The sequence below is a fragment of the Jiangella rhizosphaerae genome (assembly GCF_003579925.1).
Classification (GTDB): Bacteria; Actinomycetota; Actinomycetes; order Jiangellales; family Jiangellaceae; genus Jiangella; species Jiangella rhizosphaerae.
In genome coordinates, this window is the sequence record NZ_QUAL01000099.1 from 1 (window position 1) to 17,517 (window position 17,517).

A 17,517-nucleotide genomic window follows, 5' to 3' on the forward strand; every position below is an offset into this window, starting at 1 on the left:
GAGGCCGGGCCGGGTGTCGGCCGGGCGGCCGCCGCCCGTCCGGCGAGCCCGCCGGCCGCACTGACCCGGGTCGCCGCCTCCGAGGTGACGCACCGCGCCGCTTGACCGCCGTACGCCGACGCACGGTCCGGACGGGCGGCGGTCCGGCGAGCCGCTGAGAACGTGCGAGGATGGCGGCCGTGGAGTACATCGTCATCGTCGCAGCCGTCGTGGTCGTTCTGGGCATCGCCCTGGCAGCGTTCCTGGTTCCCCGCCGACGGCGGGGCACGGTCGAGGCGCCGCCGCCCCGGCCGGGCGTCGACTACCAGCCCGGGGTCGGTGACGACGCCACCGCACCGGCCGAGGCACAGCGCACGCCGATCAGCGACGTCCAGCTGCCCGAGCCCGAGGCCCCGGAGGCGCCCGTCGAGCCCGAGGCGCCGGCGATCGAGCGGCCCGAGCCCGCCGCCGGCCGGCTGGTGCGGCTGCGCTCCCGCCTGGCCCGCTCGCAGACCAGCCTCGGCAAGGGCCTGCTCAGCCTGCTGTCCCGCGAGCGGCTCGACGACGAGACGTGGGAGGAGATCGAGGACACCCTCCTCACCGCCGACCTCGGCGTCGCGCCGACGCAGGAGCTGGTCGAGCGGCTGCGCACCCGGGCCCGGGTCGAGGGCATCCAGAGCCCCGAGGCGGCCCGCACGCTGCTGCGCGAGGAGCTGCTCGCCCTGGTCGACCCCTCGCTGGACCGCATGCTGCGTACCGACCGCCACGTCGAGGACGGCCGGCCCGCGGTCGTCCTGGTGGTCGGCGTCAACGGCACCGGCAAGACGACGACGGTCGGCAAGCTGGCCCGCGTGCTGGTCGCCGAGGACCGCGACGTCCTCCTCGGCGCCGCCGACACGTTCCGGGCCGCGGCCGCCGACCAGCTCACCACCTGGGGCGACCGCGTCGGCGTCGTCACCGTCCGCGGGCCCGAGGGCGGCGACCCCGCCAGCGTCGCGTTCGACGCCGTCAAGGCCGGCATCGAGCAGGAGGCCGACACCGTCCTCGTCGACACCGCCGGCCGGCTGCAGACCAAGGTCGGCCTCATGGACGAGCTGGGCAAGGTCAAGCGGGTCATCGAGAAGCACGGCCCGGTCGACGAGGTGCTGCTCGTCCTCGACGCCACCACCGGCCAGAACGGCCTGGTGCAGGCCCGGGTGTTCGGCGAGGTCGTCGACGTCACCGGCATCGTCCTGACGAAGCTCGACGGCACCGCCAAGGGCGGCATCGTCGTCGCCGTCCAGCGCGAGCTCGGCGTCCCGGTCAAGCTGGTCGGCCTCGGCGAGGGCCCCGACGACCTCGCGCCGTTCGACCCCGAGGCCTTCGTCGACGGCATCCTCGGCGACGCAGATGGGTGAGGGATCTGCGTAGCCATGGCTGCACAGATCCCTCACCCATCCTGCCGTCAGCGGACGAGCGCCGGTTCCGGCTCGCGCTCCGGCAGGAACAGCTCCGGCCGGCCCTCGACGTAGAGCTGCGGGATCCGCCGGTCCAGCCACCGCGGCGACCACCAGTTCGCCCGGCCGAGCACGTGCATGACGGCCGGCACCAGGAGCATGCGCACGATGGTCGCGTCGATGAGGATCGCCGCGGCCATCCCGACGCCGAGCGACTTCAGCACGACGTCCGGGCTGGGCACCAGCGCGGCGAACACCGTCACCATGATCGCCGCCGCCGCCGTGATGACCCGCCCGGTGCCGGCGAGTCCGTCGACGATCGCCCGTGCGTTGTCGCCGGTGCGCATCCACGACTCGCGCATGCGGCTGATGAGGAACACCTCGTAGTCCATCGACAGCCCGAACAGCACCGCGAACATCACCACCGGCACGTAGGCCGGCATCGGCGTCTCGGTGTCGATGCCGACCAGCTGTCCGGCCCAGCCGCCCTCCAGCACCAGCGCCACCACGCCGTACGCAGCCGCGACGGAGAGCAGGTTCATCAGCGCGGCGGTGAGCATGACGACGACGCTGCGGAACGACACCAGCAGCAGCACCATCGACACCGTCACCACGCCGCCGATGAGCAGCGGCAGGCCGTCGGCCATCGACTCGTTGACGTCGATCGCCGCAGCCGTCACGCCACCGACGTGCACGTCCAGCCCGGCATCGGCGCCGGCCGCGGGCAGCACGTCGTCGCGCAGGGCGTGCACGAGGTCTTCCGTCGCGGCGTCCTGCGGGCCGGTCTCGGGCAGGACGGTGAGCAGCGCGGTCGCGCCGGACGGGTCGACGGCGGGCGGCAGGACGGCCGCGACCCCGGGTGTCGCCGCGACGGCGTCGGACAGCGCCGGCAGCGCGGCGGCCGCGTCGTCGCCGTCCAGCGACGTCACCAGCAGCAGCGGGCCGTTGGCGCCGGCGCCGAACCCGTCGGCGAGCAGGTCGTAGGCCTGCCGGCTGGAGTGATCGGCCGGGTCGTTGCCCGCGTCGGGGAAGCCGAACCGGGCGCCGAGGAACGGCGCGGCCAGCGCCAGCATCAGCCCGCCGCCCAGCACGACGGCGAGGATGTTGCGGCGCTCGATCAGCCGGCTCCACCGCAGCCAGCCGGGCGACGGCGCCAGGTGCCCGCCCTCGGCCACCGCCACCGTGCCGCGCCGCCGCCCGACCGGCAGCCGCCATCGCTCGATCCGGTGCCCGAAGAACCCGAGCAGCGCCGGGAACAGCGTCGCCGCGGCGGCCATGACGACGAGGACGGCGACCATCGTCACCACGGCCGCGCCGCGCATGAACGACAGGCCCATCGCGAACAGGCCGAACATGCTGACCATCACCGTGCTGCCGGCCACCATGACCGCGCGCCCGGCGGTGTCCAGCGTCGCGACGGCGGCCCGCTCGGGGTCCAGCCCGGCCGCGCGCCACTCGCGGAATCGCGTGACCATGAGCAGCACGTAGTCGATGCCCAGCGCGATGCCCATCAGCGACGCCAGGATCGGCGCCCAGTCCGGCACGTCCATGACCGCCGCGACCAGCCCGGCCAGCGTCGAGCTCACCGCCAGCCCGGCCACGGCGACGCCGATCGGCAGTCCGGCCGCGACCACCGTGCCGAACGTCACCAGCAGGATCACGGCCGCGGCGACCAGCCCGACCATCTCCCCGCCGAACTCGCCGGACTCGGCCAGCCGGATCGCGTCGCCGCCCAGTGCGACCTCGAGCCCCGGCCGCGATGCCTCCTCGGCGGCCGCCAGCAGCCGCTCGGTGTCCTCGACCGGCATGTCCTCCGGCGCGTCGACGTCGAGGCTCAGCCGCGCCACCAGCGTCTGCCCGTCCGGCGCCAGCCCGCCGGCCGCCGTGTACGGGTCGTCGACGGCGACGACGTGCGGCAGCGTGCGCAGCTCGTCCAGCAGCACGGTGACGTCGGCCTGGACGCCCGGGTCGGTCACCGGCTCGTCGGAGCGCACCACCACGTCCACCGGCTCGCCGGCCTGGGCGGGGAACCCGTCGAGGAGCAGCCGCTGCGCCTGTTGCGAGTCGCTGCCGGGACTGGAGTAGTCGACCTCGTAGTCACCACCGAACGCGGCGGTCAGCCCCGCGGCGACGGCCAGCGCCGCCGCCCAGCCGAGCAGCACCCGCCAGCGGTGCCGGAACGCCACGCCGGCCAGCCGCCCCAGCGGCCCCGGCCTGCTCTGTGTCGGTGTAGTCGTCATACTCGCATCCTGGAAGCCCGGCCCGGGCGCCGTCGTCGGCTGCGGAGCGCGTCCTCCCGCCGGCGTCTACGCCCGGCGGAGTAGGCCGATGCGACGCGCGGACGACGCCCCGCCTCGGCGCGTGTGGCTACGATCCTTCCCATGGAGCGGTTGGTACGGCGCCTGCCGGCACTGTCGGCGCGGACGCAGGACGTGCTGATCGCCGGCTTCGTCACGCTGTTGCAGGTGCAGGGCACGCACTCGGCGATCCTGGCCGACCCGGACCCCGGCGCCCCGTTCGACGTCCTCGGCGTCGCGGGCAACGGGCTGCTCGTCCTCAGCGGCCTGGCCCTGCTGGTGCGGCGGCGCTGGCCGGTCCCCGTCTTCGTGGCGACCGCCCTCATCAGCGTCGTCTACTTCGCGGCCGGCTACCCGGATGGGCCGGGCTGGATCTCGCTGTTCGTGGCCATCTACACGGTGACGGCGCACGGCGACGGCCGCCGCTCCCTGGTCGTCGTCGCGAACGGCCTCGCCCTGCTGACGGTCGTCTGGATCGGCACCACCGACTTCGACGAGCGCGAGCGCATCGGCTGGCTGGCCTTCCGCATCGGCGCGACCATCATGGCCGCGGCGCTGGGGGAGTCGGTGCGGTCGCGCCGCGTCATCGCCGCCGACGCGCTGCGCCGGGCGGAGGAGGCCGAGCGCACCCGCGACGAGGAGGCCCGCCGCCGGGTCGACGCCGAGCGGCTGCGCATCGCCCGCGAGGTGCACGACACCGTGGCGCACGCCATCGCGATCATCAACGTGCAGGCGGGGGTGACGGCGCACGTGCTGGACAAGCGGCCCGAACGCGCCCGCGAGACGCTGCTCACCATCGAGCAGACCAGCGCCCGGGCGTTGCGCGAGATGCGCTCCGTCCTCGGCGTGCTGCGCGGCGACGACGACGGCTCGCCCGGCCCGAGCCTCGGCGCGCTCGACGAGCTGCTCTCGGTGGCCCGGCGGGCCGGGCTCGACGTCACGGTCGCCGGCTCGGTGCCCGCCGAGACGCTGCCCGATGCCGTCGACCGCGCCGCGTACCGCATCGTCCAGGAGGCCATCACCAACGTCATCCGGCACGCGGGGCCGGCCCGGGTCACCGTCGGCCTCGAACTGCGCGACGGCGAGCTGCGGATCGAGGTCGCCGACGACGGCGGCGGGCTCAGCGCGCCCGCCGGCCCGCCCGTCGAGCCCGGCCGCGGCCTGGCCGGCATGCGGGAACGGTGCGAGCTGCTCGGCGGCGCATTCGAGGCCGGTCCCGACGGCGACGGCTTCCGGGTCCGCGCCCGGCTGCCGCTGCACCGCGTCGAGGCCGCCGCCCGATGACGAACCCCACCGTGCGGGTCGTCCTCGCCGACGACCAGGTGCTCGTCCGCACCGGATTCCGGGTACTGCTCGACGTCGAGGACGACATCGAGGTCGTCGGCGAGGCCGCCACCGGCGCCGAGGCGATCGAGCGCTGCCGCGAGTCGCGTCCCGACGTCGTGCTCATGGACATCCGGATGCCCGGCCTCGACGGCATCGAGGCGACCCGCCGCATCGCCGCCATCCCGGGCCTCGAGCGGGTCAAGGTGCTGATCCTCACCACGTACGACACCGAGGAGTACGTGTTCGACGCGCTCGATGCCGGCGCCAGCGGTTTCCTGCTCAAGGACGCCGGACCGCAGGAACTGCTGCACGCCATCCGCGTCGTCGCCGCCGGCGAGGCGCTGCTCGCCCCGAAGATCACCCGGCGCCTGATCGCCCAGTTCACCGCGGCCCGGGCGGCACACCAGGTCGCCGAGGACCGCCTGGGCGTGCTCACCCAGCGCGAGCGCGAGGTGCTGGCGCTGGTCGGCACCGGCCTGTCCAACGCCGAGATCGGCGCGGCGCTCTCGCTCAGCCCGGCGACGGCCAAGACGCACGTCAGCCGGGCGATGATCAAGCTCGGCGCCCGCGACCGCGCACAGCTCGTCGTCATCGCCTACCAGACCGGACTGGTCAGCGCCCGCCCCGCGACCTGATGTCGTCCTGCGTCGAGGTCGACTTGCTACCGCTAGAGCAGCAGTAACTCGACCTTGACGAAGACGGCCGGCGATCGGCGTCCCGCGGTCGCGCCCGGCGTGCGCCTCATCGAGGCCTTACAGAGCGAGCAGACGCCGCAGGATGGTCTCGATCGTGACGAGGGTCGCGTCGTCCGCCCGGCCGAAGTATCGACCGAGCCGCCGTGGCGAGATGGCGCGAATGTCCTCGCACTTGACGTAGCTGGTGGCCTTCAGCCCGGAGCTCCCGGGCTCGACCTCGACGTGGGTCGATCGTTGCCGGTAGGTGCGGGTCAAGGGCAGAACGGTCACGACAGGTGGATGCGACTCCAGCCACGGTTGGGCGCTCACGATGAGCACCGGCCGCTTCAGAGCCTGCTCGTGTCCGATGGGCTCACCGAGATCGGCGAGGTAGATGTCGCCGCGGTTCACCAGCCGTGCTCCGCGGTCAGGTCGTCGTCATCACCGTCATCGAGGTTGTCGCCGAGCGTGGCGCTCGACTCGTACTCGGCACGTTCCTCGTCGCTCATCGCTGCGTGCTCGGCCCGGACGGCGAGCCAGAACGATCGTTCGTCCGCCTCGTCGAGCGCGTGCTCGATGGCGGTCGCCAGCGTCACTCGTTCCCGCCGGGCTCGCTCGGCCAGGCGCTGGTGGAGGGCCCGCGGCACCTTGATGGTGGTGGTCGCCGTCATACCCACGAGTATACCCAGCGCGCTACTACAACGCTCAGCTGAGCAGGAGGCCGAGGCCGATCGCGGCCATCACCAGGGCGATGATCCCGTCCAGGACCTGCCAGGCGCGCGGCCGCTCGAACACCCGGCTCAGGCCGCGGGCGCCGAATCCCAGCGCCGTGAACCACCCGATCGACGCCGCCGCGGCGCCGGCGCCGTACAGCCAGCGGCCGTCGTCGCCGTGCTGGTTGGCCAGCGAGCCGAGCAGCACGACGGTGTCGAGGTACACGTGCGGGTTGAGGAAGGTGAACGCCAGGCAGGTGAGCACGGCGGCGCGCGCCGTCGTGGCCGAGCGGCCGGCGGCCGTCAGCGACGACGGGCGCAGCGCCCGGCGCGCGGCGAGGGCACCGTAGCCGAACACGAACGCGGCGCCCCCGTACCGCGCGACGTCCAGCGCCCACGGGTGCGCGGTGAGCAGCGCGCCCAGCCCCGCGATGCCGGCGCCGATGAGCAGCGCGTCGGCGGCGGCGCAGACCAGCACCACCGGCACCACGTGGCGCCGCGCGATGCCCTGGCGCAGCACGAACGCGTTCTGCGCGCCGATGGCGACGATCAGCGACAGCGACGTGGCGAACCCGATGGCGGCACTGGACACGCCCTCGACGGTAGGGCGGGAGCGTGCCGAAGGCCAGCTAATGTTTCTAAGCCTTCATTAGCATGGCTTCATGATGCGGATCGATCTCGCGCAGCTGAGCGCATTCGCCGCCGTCGTCGACGAGGGCAGCTTCGAGGCCGCCGCCCGCCGGCTGCACGTGACGCCGTCGGCGGTGAGCCAGCGGGTCAAGGCGCTCGAGGCGCGGATGGGCCAGATCCTCGTCACGCGGACCCGCCCGGCCGGCGCCACGCCCGCGGGACAGGTGCTGGCGCGGTACGCGGGGCAGGTGCGGCTGCTGGAGGGCGAGGCGCTCGCGGCGCTGTCGGGCGACCCCGGCGGCGTCGAGGTGCGGCTGCCGGTGGCGGTCAACGCCGACTCGCTGGCGACGTGGTTCCTGCCGGCGCTCACCGGGCTGGCGACGCAGCGGGCGGCGTGCTTCGAGATCCACCAGGAGGACCAGGACCATTCGGCGACGCTGCTGCGCGAGGGCGCCGTCATGGCCGCGGTCACCGCCGATCCGCGCGCCGTCCAGGGCTGCAGCGTCCGTCCGCTCGGGTCGATGCGCTACCTCGGCGTCGCCTCACCCGGCTTCGTGCGCCGCTGGTTCGCCGAGGGGCCGACGGCGACGGCGTTCGCTGCCGCCCCGATGCTGATCTTCAACCGGAAGGACGCCCTGCAGGCGCGGTTCGCCCGCGAGGTCTCCGGGCGCCGGACCGACCCGCCCGTCACCGTTCTGCCGTCGTCGGTGGGCTTCGCCGACGCGGCGGTCCTCGGGCTGGCCTGGGCGATGATCCCGGACACCATGGCGCGGCCCGCGCTGGCGGATGGGCGGCTGGTCGAGATCGCGCCGGGCCGCCACCTCGACGTCCCGCTGTACTGGCAGCGCTGGAAGCTGGCCTCGCCACTGCTCGACGAGCTCACGTCCGCCGTCGTGGCCGCGGCCGCCGGTCAGCTGCGGGCGCCGAACCCGTAGATCGTCGCGCGCGCGAGCGTCGCCGCCTCGTCCACGCCGGGGAGGGGCACGCCGGTGAGGATGCGCATGATGATCACGCCGGCCGGCCAGTCGAACATGAGCTGGCGGTCGACGTCGGGGGGCAGCTCGCCGCGGGCGATCGCGCGGTCGAAGATGGCATCGACCTCGGCCAGCCGGTGGGCCAGCGAGAGCCGGTACAGCTCGCCGATCCGCGGGTCGCGGCCGGCCTCCGTGGCGGCCCGCTGGAAGAACGCCCGGCCTTCGGCGCTGCCGGCCAGCCGGAGCAGGTCGGTGTAGACCTCGGTGAGGTCGCCGAGCAGCGTGCCGGTGTCGGGGACGCGCACCTCCAGCCCGAACAGCGCCTCGGCGGCGGCGAGGGCCAGCTCGTCCTTGCTGGCCCAGCGCCGGTACAGCGTCGCCTTGCCGACCCCGGCCCGCTCCGCGACGGCGTCGACCGTCATGCCGTCGATGCCGCGTTCGAGCAGCAGGCCGGCCGCGGCCTCCTGGATGCGGCGGTCCGCCTCCGGGTCGCGCGGCCGGCCACGACGCGGCTCAGCCGGATTGCTCATCGCGGGCGTGGCTGGGCAGCCAGAGCAGCGCGACCAGCGCGCCGACCAGGACGACGACGCCGGCGACGGCCGTCGTCGTGGTCATGGCGTCGACGAACGCGGTGTTCGCGGCGTGGACGAGGGCCGTCGCGGGCTCGGCGGGCAGCTCGCCGGCGACGGCGTAGGCGCCCTGGATGCTGTCCTCGGCGGCGTGCGCAGCCTCCGCGGGCAGCTGGGCAGCGGCGTCGTCCACCTGCGCAGCGTAGACCGAGTTCAGCACCGAGATCAGCACCGCGACGCCCAGCGCGCCGCCGACCTGGCGGACGGTGTCGTTGACGGCCGAGCCGACGCCGGCCTTGGCGCGCGGCACAGCACCCATGACCGACTCCGTCGCCGGGCCCATCGCGAACGCCATGCCGAACCCCATGACGATGGTCGCGGTGAGGCCGCGCGGCGCGTAGCCGCTGTCGACCGTCGTCCCGGTGAAGATCCAGAACGACGCCGCCAGCAGCGCCAGCCCGAACACCGTCGGCCACTTCTCGCCGACCCGCTGGGCCACGGCCATCGCCGCCGGGCCGCCGACGACCAGGCCGATCGCCAGCGGCAGGATCCTGATGCCGGCCTCGAGCGGGGTGTAGCCGAGCACCGTCTGCAGGTAGACGGAGAGGAAGAACGCCGCGCCCATCATGGCGAAGAACACCAGCGTGATCGAGATCGCGGGCACGCTGAAGCGGCGGTTCAGGAAGAACCCCACCGGCAGCATCGGGTGCGGGTGGCGGCGCTCCCACAGCACGAAGCCGGCCAGGACCGCCAGCGAGGCCGCGATGGCGCCCAGCGTGACGGCGTCGGTCCAGCCGCGGTCCGGCGCCTCGATCAGCGCCCACACCAGCGCGACCAGCCCGGCGCACGACAGTACGGCGCCGACCAGGTCCAGCCGCGGCGCCTTCCGGTCGCGCGACTCCGGCACCAGCCAGAACCCGAGCAGCAGCGCGGCCGCGACGACCGGGACGTTGATCATCAGCGCCGAGCCCCACCAGAAGTGCTCCAGCAGCCAGCCGCCGACCGCCGGTCCGCCGGCGATGCCGATGCCGGCCATCGCCGCCCACACGCCGATGGCCCGCTTGCGCTCCGCCGGGTCACGGAACACGTCGATGAGGATCGACAGCGTGCTCGGCATGATCAGCGCGCCGCCGAGACCCATCACCGTCCGGGCCGCGATGACGGTGCCGGGGTCGTTCGCCGTCGCGCCCCAGACGCTGGCGGCGCCGAAGACGACCAGGCCCGCGGCGAGCGCGAGCTTGCGGCCGTACTTGTCGCCCCACGCGCCGGCGGTCAGCAGCAGCCCGGCGAAGGCCAGCGTATAGGCGTCGATGATCCACTGCAGCTCGCTGGCGGTCGCCCCGAGGTCGCGCTGCATGGTCGGGATGGCGGTGTTGAGGACGGTGGTGTCCATGCCGATGAGGACGAGGCTCAGCGACAGCACGGCCAGCGTCGCCCAGCGGCGCCGGTGGGCGCGCTCGGACAGCGTGGCGGACTCGGTGTCGGGCGGTGCGAGGGTCATGACCACTTCCGAGACTGTTGGGTTCCGTATATCGCTGATACTAGACCCGGCAGTCTCGTAATTGAACCCGGCGGCGCCGTGGCCTCCGTCACTGTGGGGCCGACCCCCGTTGATCTTGGAGTTGTTCGGCAAATGCGGGGTGAAATGTCCGATAGATGGCCGCACAACTCCAAGATCAACTTCGGGTGGGCCGGTCAGTGGCCGCGGAAGGCCTCCTCCAGCCACCACGAGCCCTGCGGCGCGGCGACCTTGGCGTCGACGAGCAGCGGGCGGGCGCGATCGCCGTCGAGCCAGGAGCGGACCCCGCCGAGGTCGTCCACGGACCGCACGGTCACCGCGTCGAAGCCGTAGCCGGCCCCGATGGCGGCGATGTCGGTGTCGGGGAACGTGACGGTGTCCAGCGGCGAGCCGTCGGCGAAGTGGTGCACTTCCGCGCCGTACGCGTCGTCGTTGTAGACCACGACGACCATGGGCAGGCCCAGCCGCCGGACGGTGTCCAGCTCGGCGGCGGCCATCAGCGCGCCGCCGTCGCCCAGGGCGGCGACGGGGAGCCGGTCCGGGCGGGCCAGCGCCGCGCCGATCGCCGTCGCCAGGCCGAGCCCGATCGACTGGAACGCCTGCGTGAAGCAGAAGCCGAACTCGTCCGGGACGGAGAGGAACATGCTCGGGTAGCCCATGAAGTTGCCGGAGTCGACGGCGACGACGCGCTCGGCCGGCAGCAGGTCGTCGAGGGCGATCGTCAGGGTGCGGGGGTCGATCCGCGCCGACGCACCGGACCCGCCGCCCCAGTCGTCGTACGGGACGTCGCGCCAGCGCAGCTCGCGAGCGATCCGGTCGCGGAGCTCGTCGCTGCGATACCCGGGGCCCTGCCGGCCATGGAGCGCGGCGGTGACGGCCCGCGCCACCTGCGCGCTGTCGCCGACGACCCCCACGTCCACGGGGCGGTGCCGTCCGATGGCGTCGGCCTCGACGTCGACCTGGGCGACGCGGGCACCCGGCCCGATCAGCCGGCCGTGCCGCATGGTCCACATGTTCAGCGCGCAGCCGAACCCGACGACGACGTCGGCCTCGGTGATCAGCGCGGCGGCCAGCGGCGAGGCGAACCCGCCGGACACGTCCAGCGACCACGGGCTGCCGTGGAACAGCCCGCGGGCGACGGCGGACGTCGCGACCAGCGCGCCGCACGCGTCGGCCAGCGCCAGCAGGTCGGCGCGGGCGTGCCGCGCACCCCGTCCGGCGATCAGCACCGGACGCCGGGCCGCCGCGAGCAGCCCGGCCACCTCCGACACGTCCGGCGGCGGCGGGGGAGGCGGTGGTGCCGCGGGCCGCACGTGGGCGCCGTCGTCGACCGGCAGGCCCTGCACGTCGAGCGGGAGGTTGACGACGACGGTGCGCCGCTCGTGCCGGGCCAGCGCGTACGCCCGCGCGACGTCGTCGAGGGCGGTCTCGGCGGACGCGACCCGGACCTGTGCCGCGCTGACGGCGGTGGCGATGGCCGGCTGGTCGACGTGGAAGTTGGAGCCGGGTGCGGTCGCCTCCGCGGCCAGCACCAGCAGCGGCGTGCGGCTCTTGGCGGCCTCGGCGATGCCGGTCAGCGCGTTGGTGAGCCCGCAGCCCTGGTGGACGGTGACGGCGGCGACCTCGCCACTCATCCGCGCGTAGGCGTCGGCCATGGTCGCCGCGCCGCCCTCGTGCCGCGCCGCGACGAACCGCGCACCGCCGTCGACCAGCGCATTCGTGACGTGGAAGTTGCCGCTGCCGACCACGCCGAACGCTTGCCGGACGCCCAGCCGCGCCAGCGCCCGGCCGACCGCCTCGCCGACCAGCACGGCCGTCAGGCCCGCTCGACCAGAGCCAGGACCCGCGCAGGGCTGCCCGACCCGCCGACGATCGGCAGCGGTGCCGCGACGACGACCGCGCCGGTCGGCGGCAGCTGGGCGAGGTTCTGCAGCTGGGTCAGGCCGTACTTGCCGGCGCCGAGCAGGAACGAGTGGCACGGGAACGCGGGATCGAACGAGTGCGCCGCGCCGGCGTCGGTGCCGACGGTCTCGACCCCGAGCCCGATGACCGGCGCCTCGTCGGCCAGCCAGCGGGCGCACTCGACGCTGACGCCCGGCGTGTGCGGGCCGGTCTCGTTCGCGTTGAGGAACGCCTCCTGGTCGTGCGACCGCGCGTCCCACCCGGTGCGCAGCAGCAGCCAGCCGCCGTCGGGCAGCGGGCCGTGCTCGGCCTCCCACGCCTTGACGTCGTCGATCTCCAGCAGGAAGTCGGGGTCGGCCGCCGCCCGCTCCGTCACGTCGACGACGGCGGCCGGCGCGATCAGCCGGGGGAGCGGCACCTGAGCGACGTCGCCGCCGTCCTGCCCGGTGACCCAGTGGACGGGTGCGTCGAAGTGGGTGCCGGTGTGTTCGCCGGTGGTGATGTTGTTCCAATACCAGCCGGGGCCACGGTCGTCGTAGCGGCTGATCTCGTGCAGCTGGAACGGGACCGTCTGGCCGAACGGCTCGGGCAGCCGCAGGATCGGCGTCTGCTCGCTCAGCGGCGCGGTGAGGTCGAGCACCTCGATGCGGCCGCCGGCGACGGCGTCGAGCAGGTCGGCGAGAACGGTCATGTCGGCTCCTTCGCGCTGCGGTCCGGGACGGCTCATCCTGACCGGCGCCGAGGGGCCGCGTCCAGAGGCGATCGAGCCGTGGAGGTCGCCGGTCGTTCGCCCGGAGTTCGCCTTCGTCGGGTTGGCTCGGCGCTGTGACAGGTGATCTGGACCCGATGACCCTGGTCGGTGACGCCGACCGGCTGGCCGGGGAGGGCCGCGAGGAGGCGGCGCGAGCGCTGTTCGAACGAGCCATCGCGTCCGGCGTTCCGGCGGCGGTATCGGAGTCGAAGGCGCTGCGCGCGGCTGCGTCGTCGGGGCATCCCGACCGGGCGCCCGAAGCCGGCCTCGAGCTGGCCGGCCTGCTGGGCGCGCGCGACGACGCCGAGGGAGCGCGGGCGGCGTTACAGCAGGTCATCGACTCCGGCCATGTGGAGTACGCGCCGAGGGCGGCGCACGACCTCGGGCTCGAACTGCTCTACACCGTCCGCGACCCCCAGCGCGCCTACGAGGCGTGGAAGTACGCGGCGGCGTCGGGGCATCGGGACTACGGGCCGCGGTCGGCCGCGCGCCTGGGCAAACTGCTGTACGAGTACGAGGGCGGCGACGTCGAGCTCGCCCGCCGGTTGTGGCAGTCGGTGGTCGACTCGCGGCACCCGGTGGTCGCGGCCGAGGCCGCGCAGAACCTCCGGTTGACCGAGCCGAAGACGAAGGGTTGGCTACGCCGGCGGTCGTGACGTCCAGAGCCCCACGGAGACGCCCTGCGGGTCGCGGACGGTGGCGAACCAGAAGTCGTCGCCGCCGAGAAGCGTCCGGCCGCGTTCCACCGTCGCGCCCAGGGCGGCCGCCCGCTCCACCGTCGCCTCGAGGTCGTCGACCTCGACGTACAGGCGGACGCCCGCGCTCGGCGGCGGCCGTCCCGGAAGCGCGGCCTGCAGCCCGCCGATGCTCGCGCCCGCGCCGTCACCGCCTCGCCGGATGAGCCAGTAGTCGCCTCCGAGCTCGGACTCGGGCCCGTCGAAGGCGCGCTCGAACGTCCAGCCGAAGAGCGCGCCGTAGAACGCCCGCGCCCCGGCCGGGTCGGGTGTCTCGATCTCCCACCAGACGACGTCGTGGCTCATGGGCGCTCCGTACGGGGTGGACGGTTCGTACTGCGCCACCACCGTACCCGCGGTGCGTCCGCTCCTCAGGTGTGCTGCGGCCGGTAGACGTGCACCACGACGCCGCTGGGGAACGGCACGGCCTCGACGAGGTCCAGGTGCCGGGATTCGGGCAGCTGGTCGAACAGCGCCCGTCCCTGACCCAGCACCAGCGGCTGGACGAAGAGGCGGTACTCGTCGATCAGGTTCGCCGCGGCCAGAGCGCCGGCGAACCGTCCGCCGCCCCAGGCGATGACGTCCGGGCCGGGCGCGGCCTTGATCGCGGCGATCTCGTCCGCGAGGTCACCGCGCGCGACCTGAGTGACCGGCCAGCTCGCCTCGGCGTCGCTGAGCGTCTTGGAGAACACGACCTTGGGGATGTCGTTCATCGGGGCCGCGTACGGGTCGTCCGAGTGCGGCCACAACGACGACATCTGCTGGTAGGTGACGCGGCCCATGAGGTGGGCGCCGGCCGTGCTGATGCGGTCGAGCTTCCACTGCTTGAGATCGGCGCCCTCGGGGATCGCGACCCCGGGGTGTTCGCGGTCGCTGTCGACGAACCCGTCCAGTGACATCGACATGTACAGAATGACGTTGCGCATGACCTCTCCTCGATCTCGGCTCATCGGCCGTCCCACCGAAGCATCGGGCTGCTTCATCCGTGCTTCATGCCTCTCCCTGCCGACCCGGACGGGTAGAACGTCCGTTCGAAAGCGGGTATTGTGGAGGCATGACCGTAGCGTTCCAAGCCTCCCTGCTCGACGACGGCGTCAGCGGCGGCGCCGTGCTCGGGCCGCTCGGCGGCACCGTCGAGCGGACCGTCCTCACCCGTGGCGCCTGGGTCGACGTCCGGCGCGGCTGGGTCAGCGGGTCCGACCAGCTGTTCACCGCGCTGGTGGAGTCGGTGCCGTGGCGGGCCGAGCGGCGCACCATGTACGAGCGGGTGGTCGACGTGCCGAGGCTGGTCCGCTTCTACGGCCAGGGCGAGCCGCTGCCCGACCCCCTGCTGGTCGAGGCGCGCGAGGCGCTGAGCCGGCACTACGCGGCCGAGCTCGGTGAGCCGTTCACCACCGCCGGCATGTGCTTCTACCGCGACGGCCGCGACAGCGTGGCCTGGCACGGCGACACCATCGGACGCAGCAGCACCGAGGACACCATGGTCGCCATCGTGTCGCTCGGCGCCCCGCGAGCGCTGCTGCTGCGCCAGCGCGGCGGCGGCAGCGCCACCCTGCGTTTCGCCGTCGGCCACGGCGATCTGCTGGTCATGGGCGGGTCCTGCCAGCGGACCTGGGAGCACGCGGTTCCCAAGACGGCGAAGCCGGTGGGGCCGCGCATCAGCGTCCAGTTCCGGCCGGCCGGGGTGCGCTAGCGAGGACGGCGCCGAAGTAGGTGGAACCGTCGTCGGGCGTCGTGACGGCTGGGTGTTCGGCCTGGCCGGCCGCCGCCATTGCGCTCTAGGGCAGCACGGGCTCGACGACCGCGGCGAGGGCCGTCGCTTGCTCGCAGGCCAGCTCGGTGTCGCCGCCGACCGCCGTCGCGTCGACGCGCGAGCTGTCGGTGACGCCGAGGCTGACCACGCACCCGCCGGTCGCCTCGGTGAACGTCCGCGCCTCGTGGCCGCCGATCGGGGGCAGCGGCTGGATCTCGGAGTCGGTGGTGACGATGTCGGCGAGGCCGTACGTGTCGAAGAGCTCGACGGACACGGTGAAGGTCTCGTTGAGCGTCGGGCCCTCGAACCGGTAGCGGCAGACCCGCGCCTGGCCGATGCTCTTCTCCTCGCCACCGGTGAGCCCGAGCGACGCGAGCCCGGCGGCGTCCACCACCTCGCACGGCCGCAGCGCCTCGAGCGGACTCTGGTCGGCGGGTGCGGTCGTCGTCGCGGCCGGTGGCTCGGAGGCCGGGTCCGTGGCCGTCGGCGCGGGCGAGGCCGAGGTCCCCGCCGGGGTGGATCCCTCGCCGGACCGGGGATCGTCGTTGCCGCAGCCAGCCAGCAGCAGGGCCAGCGCGGCGACGGCACCGCCGGCGAACCGGCTCGACGGGGGCCGGCGGCGTGGCGAGTTCGATCGAGGCTGCGGCACGGCGCCCCATGATGGCACGTCGAGGCGCCCGCCGCCGTATCGAGAGGTGGGCGCAGTAGGGTTCGAACCTACGACCCCTGGTTTGTAAGACCAGTGCTCTACCGCTGAGCTATGCGCCCCGTCGACGTGCGAAGGCTCAGGGTATCGGGAGAGCGGCGGGACCTCGAAATCGACGCCCGGCCGGTCGCCGTCACTGCGCCGGCATCCGTAACGCGGCGGAAAATGGGGTGGTTCGTCCCTGTAACGGATCATTGATTCGTTGTGGGCGTCCCTGGTCCTGTGAGCCGGAGGTGCCCTCAGATGTCGTTCCACCGGAACGTCGCGGCGATGCGTGGTCGTGTCCCGCTGGCGGTCGCGGCCGCCGTCGCGTTGATGCTCGTGTTCCTGCCCGGCGCCGACGGTGCGCCGGCGCATCCTCCGCAGGCCGTGCAGACGGTGCCGAAGTCGGTCGTCCGCGCCGCGGACGAGGCGCTGCCGACGGTCACCGTCGTCGCCACGGGCGGCACCATGGCCGGGCTGTCGGACACCCCGACGAGCTTCCAGCGCTACCGCGCCGGCACCCTGCTGATGGAGGACATGCTCGCCGAGGTACCCAACCTCGACGAGGTGGCGAACGTGAACAGCCTGCAGTTCGGCAACAAGGGCTCCGGCGGCTACACGATCGCCGAGCTGTACGACCTGTCGCTGGCCGTCGACAACGCGCTGAAGACGTCGGACGGCGTCGTGGTCACGACCGGCACGGACACGATGGAGGAGATCGGCTACTTCCTCGACCTCACGGTCCAGAGCCCGAAGCCGGTCGTCATCACCGGTGCCATGCGGCCGTGGACGGTCATCGGGTCCGACGCGCAGGCCAACCTGTTCAACGCGATCGTGACGGCGGCCAGCGGCAAGACGGCGTGGTTCGGCACCGTCCTCATGCTCAACGACGAGATCCACGCCGTGCGTGACGTGACGAAGACGTCGTCGTACCGGATGGACACGTTCCAGACGCCGGAGCTCGGCATCCTCGGTTACGTCGACGACCTCAAGGTGCGGATCATGCGCATGCCGGCCCGGGCGCTGCGGGTGTTCGAGACCCGGGGGAGCGTGGTGACGACGGCGAACGCGCTGCGCAACTGGCGCACGCCGTTCGACCTCACGACGATCGACAAGGCGGAGTTGCCGCGGGTCGAGATCTTCTACAACGCGCAGGAGGCCGGCGGCGAGGCGATCGATGCGTGGGCGGCCGCCGGTGTCGAGGGCATCGTCACCGCCGGGACGGGTGCCGGCGGCATCTCCGGTGCGGCCAGCCAGGCCCGCAACCGGGCGGTGCAGGCCGGCGTGATGTTCGCGTCGACCACCCGGACCGGGTCGGGCAGCGTGTACGGCGGCAGCGGCGCGGTCTTTCCGGCCGACTCGCTCAACGCCCAGCACGCGCGGTTGCTGCTGATGATGGCGCTCGCCTTCAACGACGGCGTCGAGGAGGTGCGCGCGGACTTCATCGAGTGGGCGAGCCTGCAGGCCGACATCACCTCGGCGCTGCCGTCGCTGCGGACCTCGTAGCGGCCGATCCCGCCGGCGGCCGGCCTCCCGCCAGGAAGGCCGGCCGCCGGCGGCGACGCTTCAGCG

At 73.6% G+C, this 17,517-nt stretch carries 18 protein-coding genes, 1 tRNA gene and 1 pseudogene; 7 read left to right on the forward strand and 13 right to left on the reverse strand.

Annotation, left to right across the window (positions count from 1 at the left end; genetic code table 11):
* The first annotated feature begins 170 nt into the window (after nucleotides 1–170).
* A complete protein-coding gene (gene ftsY, locus DY240_RS10820) occupies nucleotides 171–1,376 on the forward strand; it encodes a signal recognition particle-docking protein FtsY (RefSeq protein WP_119659915.1) in 1,206 nt (401 codons plus the stop codon).
* A gap of 47 nt (nucleotides 1,377–1,423) precedes the next feature.
* On the opposite strand, the gene DY240_RS34050 is transcribed toward ftsY, so the two are convergent.
* Both DY240_RS34050 and DY240_RS34055 read right to left on the reverse strand, forming a co-directional pair.
* Nucleotides 1,424–2,488 carry an MMPL family transporter gene (locus DY240_RS34050; RefSeq protein WP_407659300.1) on the reverse strand — a complete coding sequence of 355 codons (1,065 nt, stop codon included), beginning with the start codon at nucleotides 2,486–2,488 and terminating at the stop codon, nucleotides 1,424–1,426.
* A gap of 45 nt (nucleotides 2,489–2,533) precedes the next feature.
* Nucleotides 2,534–3,655: pseudogene (locus tag DY240_RS34055) on the reverse strand (MMPL family transporter); the annotation flags it as partial.
* Between the two features lie 141 nt (nucleotides 3,656–3,796).
* On the opposite strand from DY240_RS34055, the gene DY240_RS10830 reads away from it, so the two are divergent.
* On the forward strand, nucleotides 3,797–4,996 hold the full coding sequence (locus DY240_RS10830; RefSeq protein WP_119659917.1) for a sensor histidine kinase: 1,200 nt from the start codon (nucleotides 3,797–3,799) through the stop codon (nucleotides 4,994–4,996).
* Nucleotides 4,993–5,673, forward strand: coding sequence for a response regulator transcription factor (locus tag DY240_RS10835; protein WP_119659918.1), 681 nt, complete (start codon nucleotides 4,993–4,995; stop codon nucleotides 5,671–5,673). The genes DY240_RS10830 and DY240_RS10835 overlap by 4 nt, the downstream gene beginning before the upstream one ends.
* Before the next feature lie 117 nt (nucleotides 5,674–5,790).
* Here DY240_RS10835 and DY240_RS10840 read toward each other — a convergent pair whose 3' ends face one another.
* Genes DY240_RS10840 through DY240_RS10850 form a run of 3 tightly spaced genes read right to left on the reverse strand, consistent with a single transcriptional unit; the run spans nucleotide 5,791 to nucleotide 7,017 of the window.
* On the reverse strand, nucleotides 5,791–6,123 hold the full coding sequence (locus DY240_RS10840; protein ID WP_119659919.1) for a type II toxin-antitoxin system PemK/MazF family toxin: 333 nt from the start codon (nucleotides 6,121–6,123) through the stop codon (nucleotides 5,791–5,793).
* Nucleotides 6,120–6,383, reverse strand: a complete 264-nt coding sequence (locus DY240_RS10845) for a hypothetical protein (protein ID WP_119659920.1) — start codon at nucleotides 6,381–6,383, stop codon at nucleotides 6,120–6,122. The genes DY240_RS10840 and DY240_RS10845 overlap by 4 nt, the downstream gene beginning before the upstream one ends.
* A gap of 34 nt (nucleotides 6,384–6,417) precedes the next feature.
* Nucleotides 6,418–7,017, reverse strand: coding sequence for a LysE/ArgO family amino acid transporter (locus tag DY240_RS10850; RefSeq protein ID WP_119659921.1), 600 nt, complete (start codon nucleotides 7,015–7,017; stop codon nucleotides 6,418–6,420).
* A gap of 70 nt (nucleotides 7,018–7,087) precedes the next feature.
* Between DY240_RS10850 and DY240_RS10855 the strand changes: the two genes are divergently transcribed.
* Nucleotides 7,088–7,990 carry a LysR family transcriptional regulator ArgP gene (locus DY240_RS10855; RefSeq protein WP_233552696.1) on the forward strand — a complete coding sequence of 301 codons (903 nt, stop codon included), beginning with the start codon at nucleotides 7,088–7,090 and terminating at the stop codon, nucleotides 7,988–7,990.
* On the opposite strand, the gene DY240_RS10860 is transcribed toward DY240_RS10855, so the two are convergent.
* The 4 genes from DY240_RS10860 to DY240_RS10875 all read right to left on the reverse strand — a co-directional run bounded on the left by DY240_RS10860 (nucleotide 7,966) and on the right by DY240_RS10875 (nucleotide 12,710).
* A complete protein-coding gene (locus DY240_RS10860; protein ID WP_119659922.1) occupies nucleotides 7,966–8,559 on the reverse strand; it encodes a TetR/AcrR family transcriptional regulator in 594 nt (197 codons plus the stop codon). The genes DY240_RS10855 and DY240_RS10860 overlap by 25 nt on opposite strands.
* Nucleotides 8,543–10,099 carry an MFS transporter gene (locus tag DY240_RS10865; RefSeq protein WP_119659931.1) on the reverse strand — a complete coding sequence of 519 codons (1,557 nt, stop codon included), beginning with the start codon at nucleotides 10,097–10,099 and terminating at the stop codon, nucleotides 8,543–8,545. Before DY240_RS10865 ends, DY240_RS10860 begins: the two co-directional genes overlap by 17 nt.
* A 194-nt stretch (nucleotides 10,100–10,293) precedes the next feature.
* On the reverse strand, nucleotides 10,294–11,928 hold the full coding sequence (locus tag DY240_RS10870) for a thiamine pyrophosphate-binding protein (protein ID WP_119659923.1): 1,635 nt from the start codon (nucleotides 11,926–11,928) through the stop codon (nucleotides 10,294–10,296).
* A gap of 5 nt (nucleotides 11,929–11,933) precedes the next feature.
* Nucleotides 11,934–12,710: a cyclase family protein gene (locus DY240_RS10875; protein WP_119659924.1), complete on the reverse strand. Its 777-nt coding sequence runs from the start codon at nucleotides 12,708–12,710 to the stop codon at nucleotides 11,934–11,936.
* A 155-nt stretch (nucleotides 12,711–12,865) separates the two neighbouring features.
* Between DY240_RS10875 and DY240_RS10880 the strand changes: the two genes are divergently transcribed.
* The gene (locus DY240_RS10880) at nucleotides 12,866–13,426 is read left to right on the forward strand and encodes a hypothetical protein (protein ID WP_119659925.1); all 561 of its coding nucleotides are present in this window, start codon (nucleotides 12,866–12,868) and stop codon (nucleotides 13,424–13,426) included.
* On the opposite strand, the gene DY240_RS10885 is transcribed toward DY240_RS10880, so the two are convergent.
* A complete protein-coding gene (locus DY240_RS10885; protein ID WP_147375280.1) occupies nucleotides 13,409–13,810 on the reverse strand; it encodes a VOC family protein in 402 nt (133 codons plus the stop codon). The genes DY240_RS10880 and DY240_RS10885 overlap by 18 nt on opposite strands.
* A gap of 65 nt (nucleotides 13,811–13,875) precedes the next feature.
* Entirely contained in the window at nucleotides 13,876–14,430 is a 555-nt protein-coding gene (locus DY240_RS10890) for a dihydrofolate reductase family protein (RefSeq protein WP_119659927.1), read from the reverse strand.
* Between the two features lie 128 nt (nucleotides 14,431–14,558).
* Between DY240_RS10890 and DY240_RS10895 the strand changes: the two genes are divergently transcribed.
* Nucleotides 14,559–15,197 (forward strand): alpha-ketoglutarate-dependent dioxygenase AlkB, encoded by a 639-nt coding sequence (locus DY240_RS10895; RefSeq protein ID WP_119659928.1) that lies wholly within the window; start codon nucleotides 14,559–14,561, stop codon nucleotides 15,195–15,197.
* 85 nt (nucleotides 15,198–15,282) lie between these two features.
* On the opposite strand, the gene DY240_RS10900 is transcribed toward DY240_RS10895, so the two are convergent.
* Together DY240_RS10900 and DY240_RS10905 are read right to left on the reverse strand one after the other, a co-directional pair.
* Nucleotides 15,283–15,906 carry a DUF3558 family protein gene (locus tag DY240_RS10900; RefSeq protein WP_158602813.1) on the reverse strand — a complete coding sequence of 208 codons (624 nt, stop codon included), beginning with the start codon at nucleotides 15,904–15,906 and terminating at the stop codon, nucleotides 15,283–15,285.
* 47 nt (nucleotides 15,907–15,953) lie between these two features.
* Nucleotides 15,954–16,025: transfer RNA gene (locus tag DY240_RS10905), tRNA-Val, on the reverse strand.
* Nucleotides 16,026–16,206: 181 nt separating this feature from the next.
* On the opposite strand from DY240_RS10905, the gene DY240_RS10910 reads away from it, so the two are divergent.
* On the forward strand, nucleotides 16,207–17,451 hold the full coding sequence (locus DY240_RS10910; protein ID WP_199701289.1) for an asparaginase: 1,245 nt from the start codon (nucleotides 16,207–16,209) through the stop codon (nucleotides 17,449–17,451).
* The last annotated feature ends 66 nt before the right edge of the window (nucleotides 17,452–17,517 follow it).

Bases quoted from the DNA above. Each gene is read 5' to 3' on its own strand.
- DY240_RS10880 (WP_119659925.1), top strand. From the start codon at position 12,866: ATGACCCTGGTCGGTGACGCCGACCGGCTGGCCGGGGAGGGCCGCGAG.
- DY240_RS10855 (WP_233552696.1), top strand. From the start codon at position 7,088: ATGATGCGGATCGATCTCGCGCAGCTGAGCGCATTCGCCGCCGTCGTC.
- DY240_RS10885 (WP_147375280.1), bottom strand. From the start codon at position 13,810: ATGAGCCACGACGTCGTCTGGTGGGAGATCGAGACACCCGACCCGGCC.
- DY240_RS10835 (WP_119659918.1), top strand. From the start codon at position 4,993: ATGACGAACCCCACCGTGCGGGTCGTCCTCGCCGACGACCAGGTGCTC.
- DY240_RS10845 (WP_119659920.1), bottom strand. From the start codon at position 6,383: ATGACGGCGACCACCACCATCAAGGTGCCGCGGGCCCTCCACCAGCGC.
- DY240_RS10875 (WP_119659924.1), bottom strand. From the start codon at position 12,710: ATGACCGTTCTCGCCGACCTGCTCGACGCCGTCGCCGGCGGCCGCATC.
- DY240_RS10895 (WP_119659928.1), top strand. From the start codon at position 14,559: ATGACCGTAGCGTTCCAAGCCTCCCTGCTCGACGACGGCGTCAGCGGC.
- DY240_RS10890 (WP_119659927.1), bottom strand. From the start codon at position 14,430: ATGCGCAACGTCATTCTGTACATGTCGATGTCACTGGACGGGTTCGTC.
- DY240_RS10865 (WP_119659931.1), bottom strand. From the start codon at position 10,099: ATGACCCTCGCACCGCCCGACACCGAGTCCGCCACGCTGTCCGAGCGC.
- ftsY (WP_119659915.1), top strand. From the start codon at position 171: ATGGCGGCCGTGGAGTACATCGTCATCGTCGCAGCCGTCGTGGTCGTT.
- DY240_RS34050 (WP_407659300.1), bottom strand. From the start codon at position 2,488: ATGCTGGCGCTGGCCGCGCCGTTCCTCGGCGCCCGGTTCGGCTTCCCC.
- DY240_RS10910 (WP_199701289.1), top strand. From the start codon at position 16,207: ATGTCGTTCCACCGGAACGTCGCGGCGATGCGTGGTCGTGTCCCGCTG.
- DY240_RS10830 (WP_119659917.1), top strand. From the start codon at position 3,797: ATGGAGCGGTTGGTACGGCGCCTGCCGGCACTGTCGGCGCGGACGCAG.
- DY240_RS10860 (WP_119659922.1), bottom strand. From the start codon at position 8,559: ATGAGCAATCCGGCTGAGCCGCGTCGTGGCCGGCCGCGCGACCCGGAG.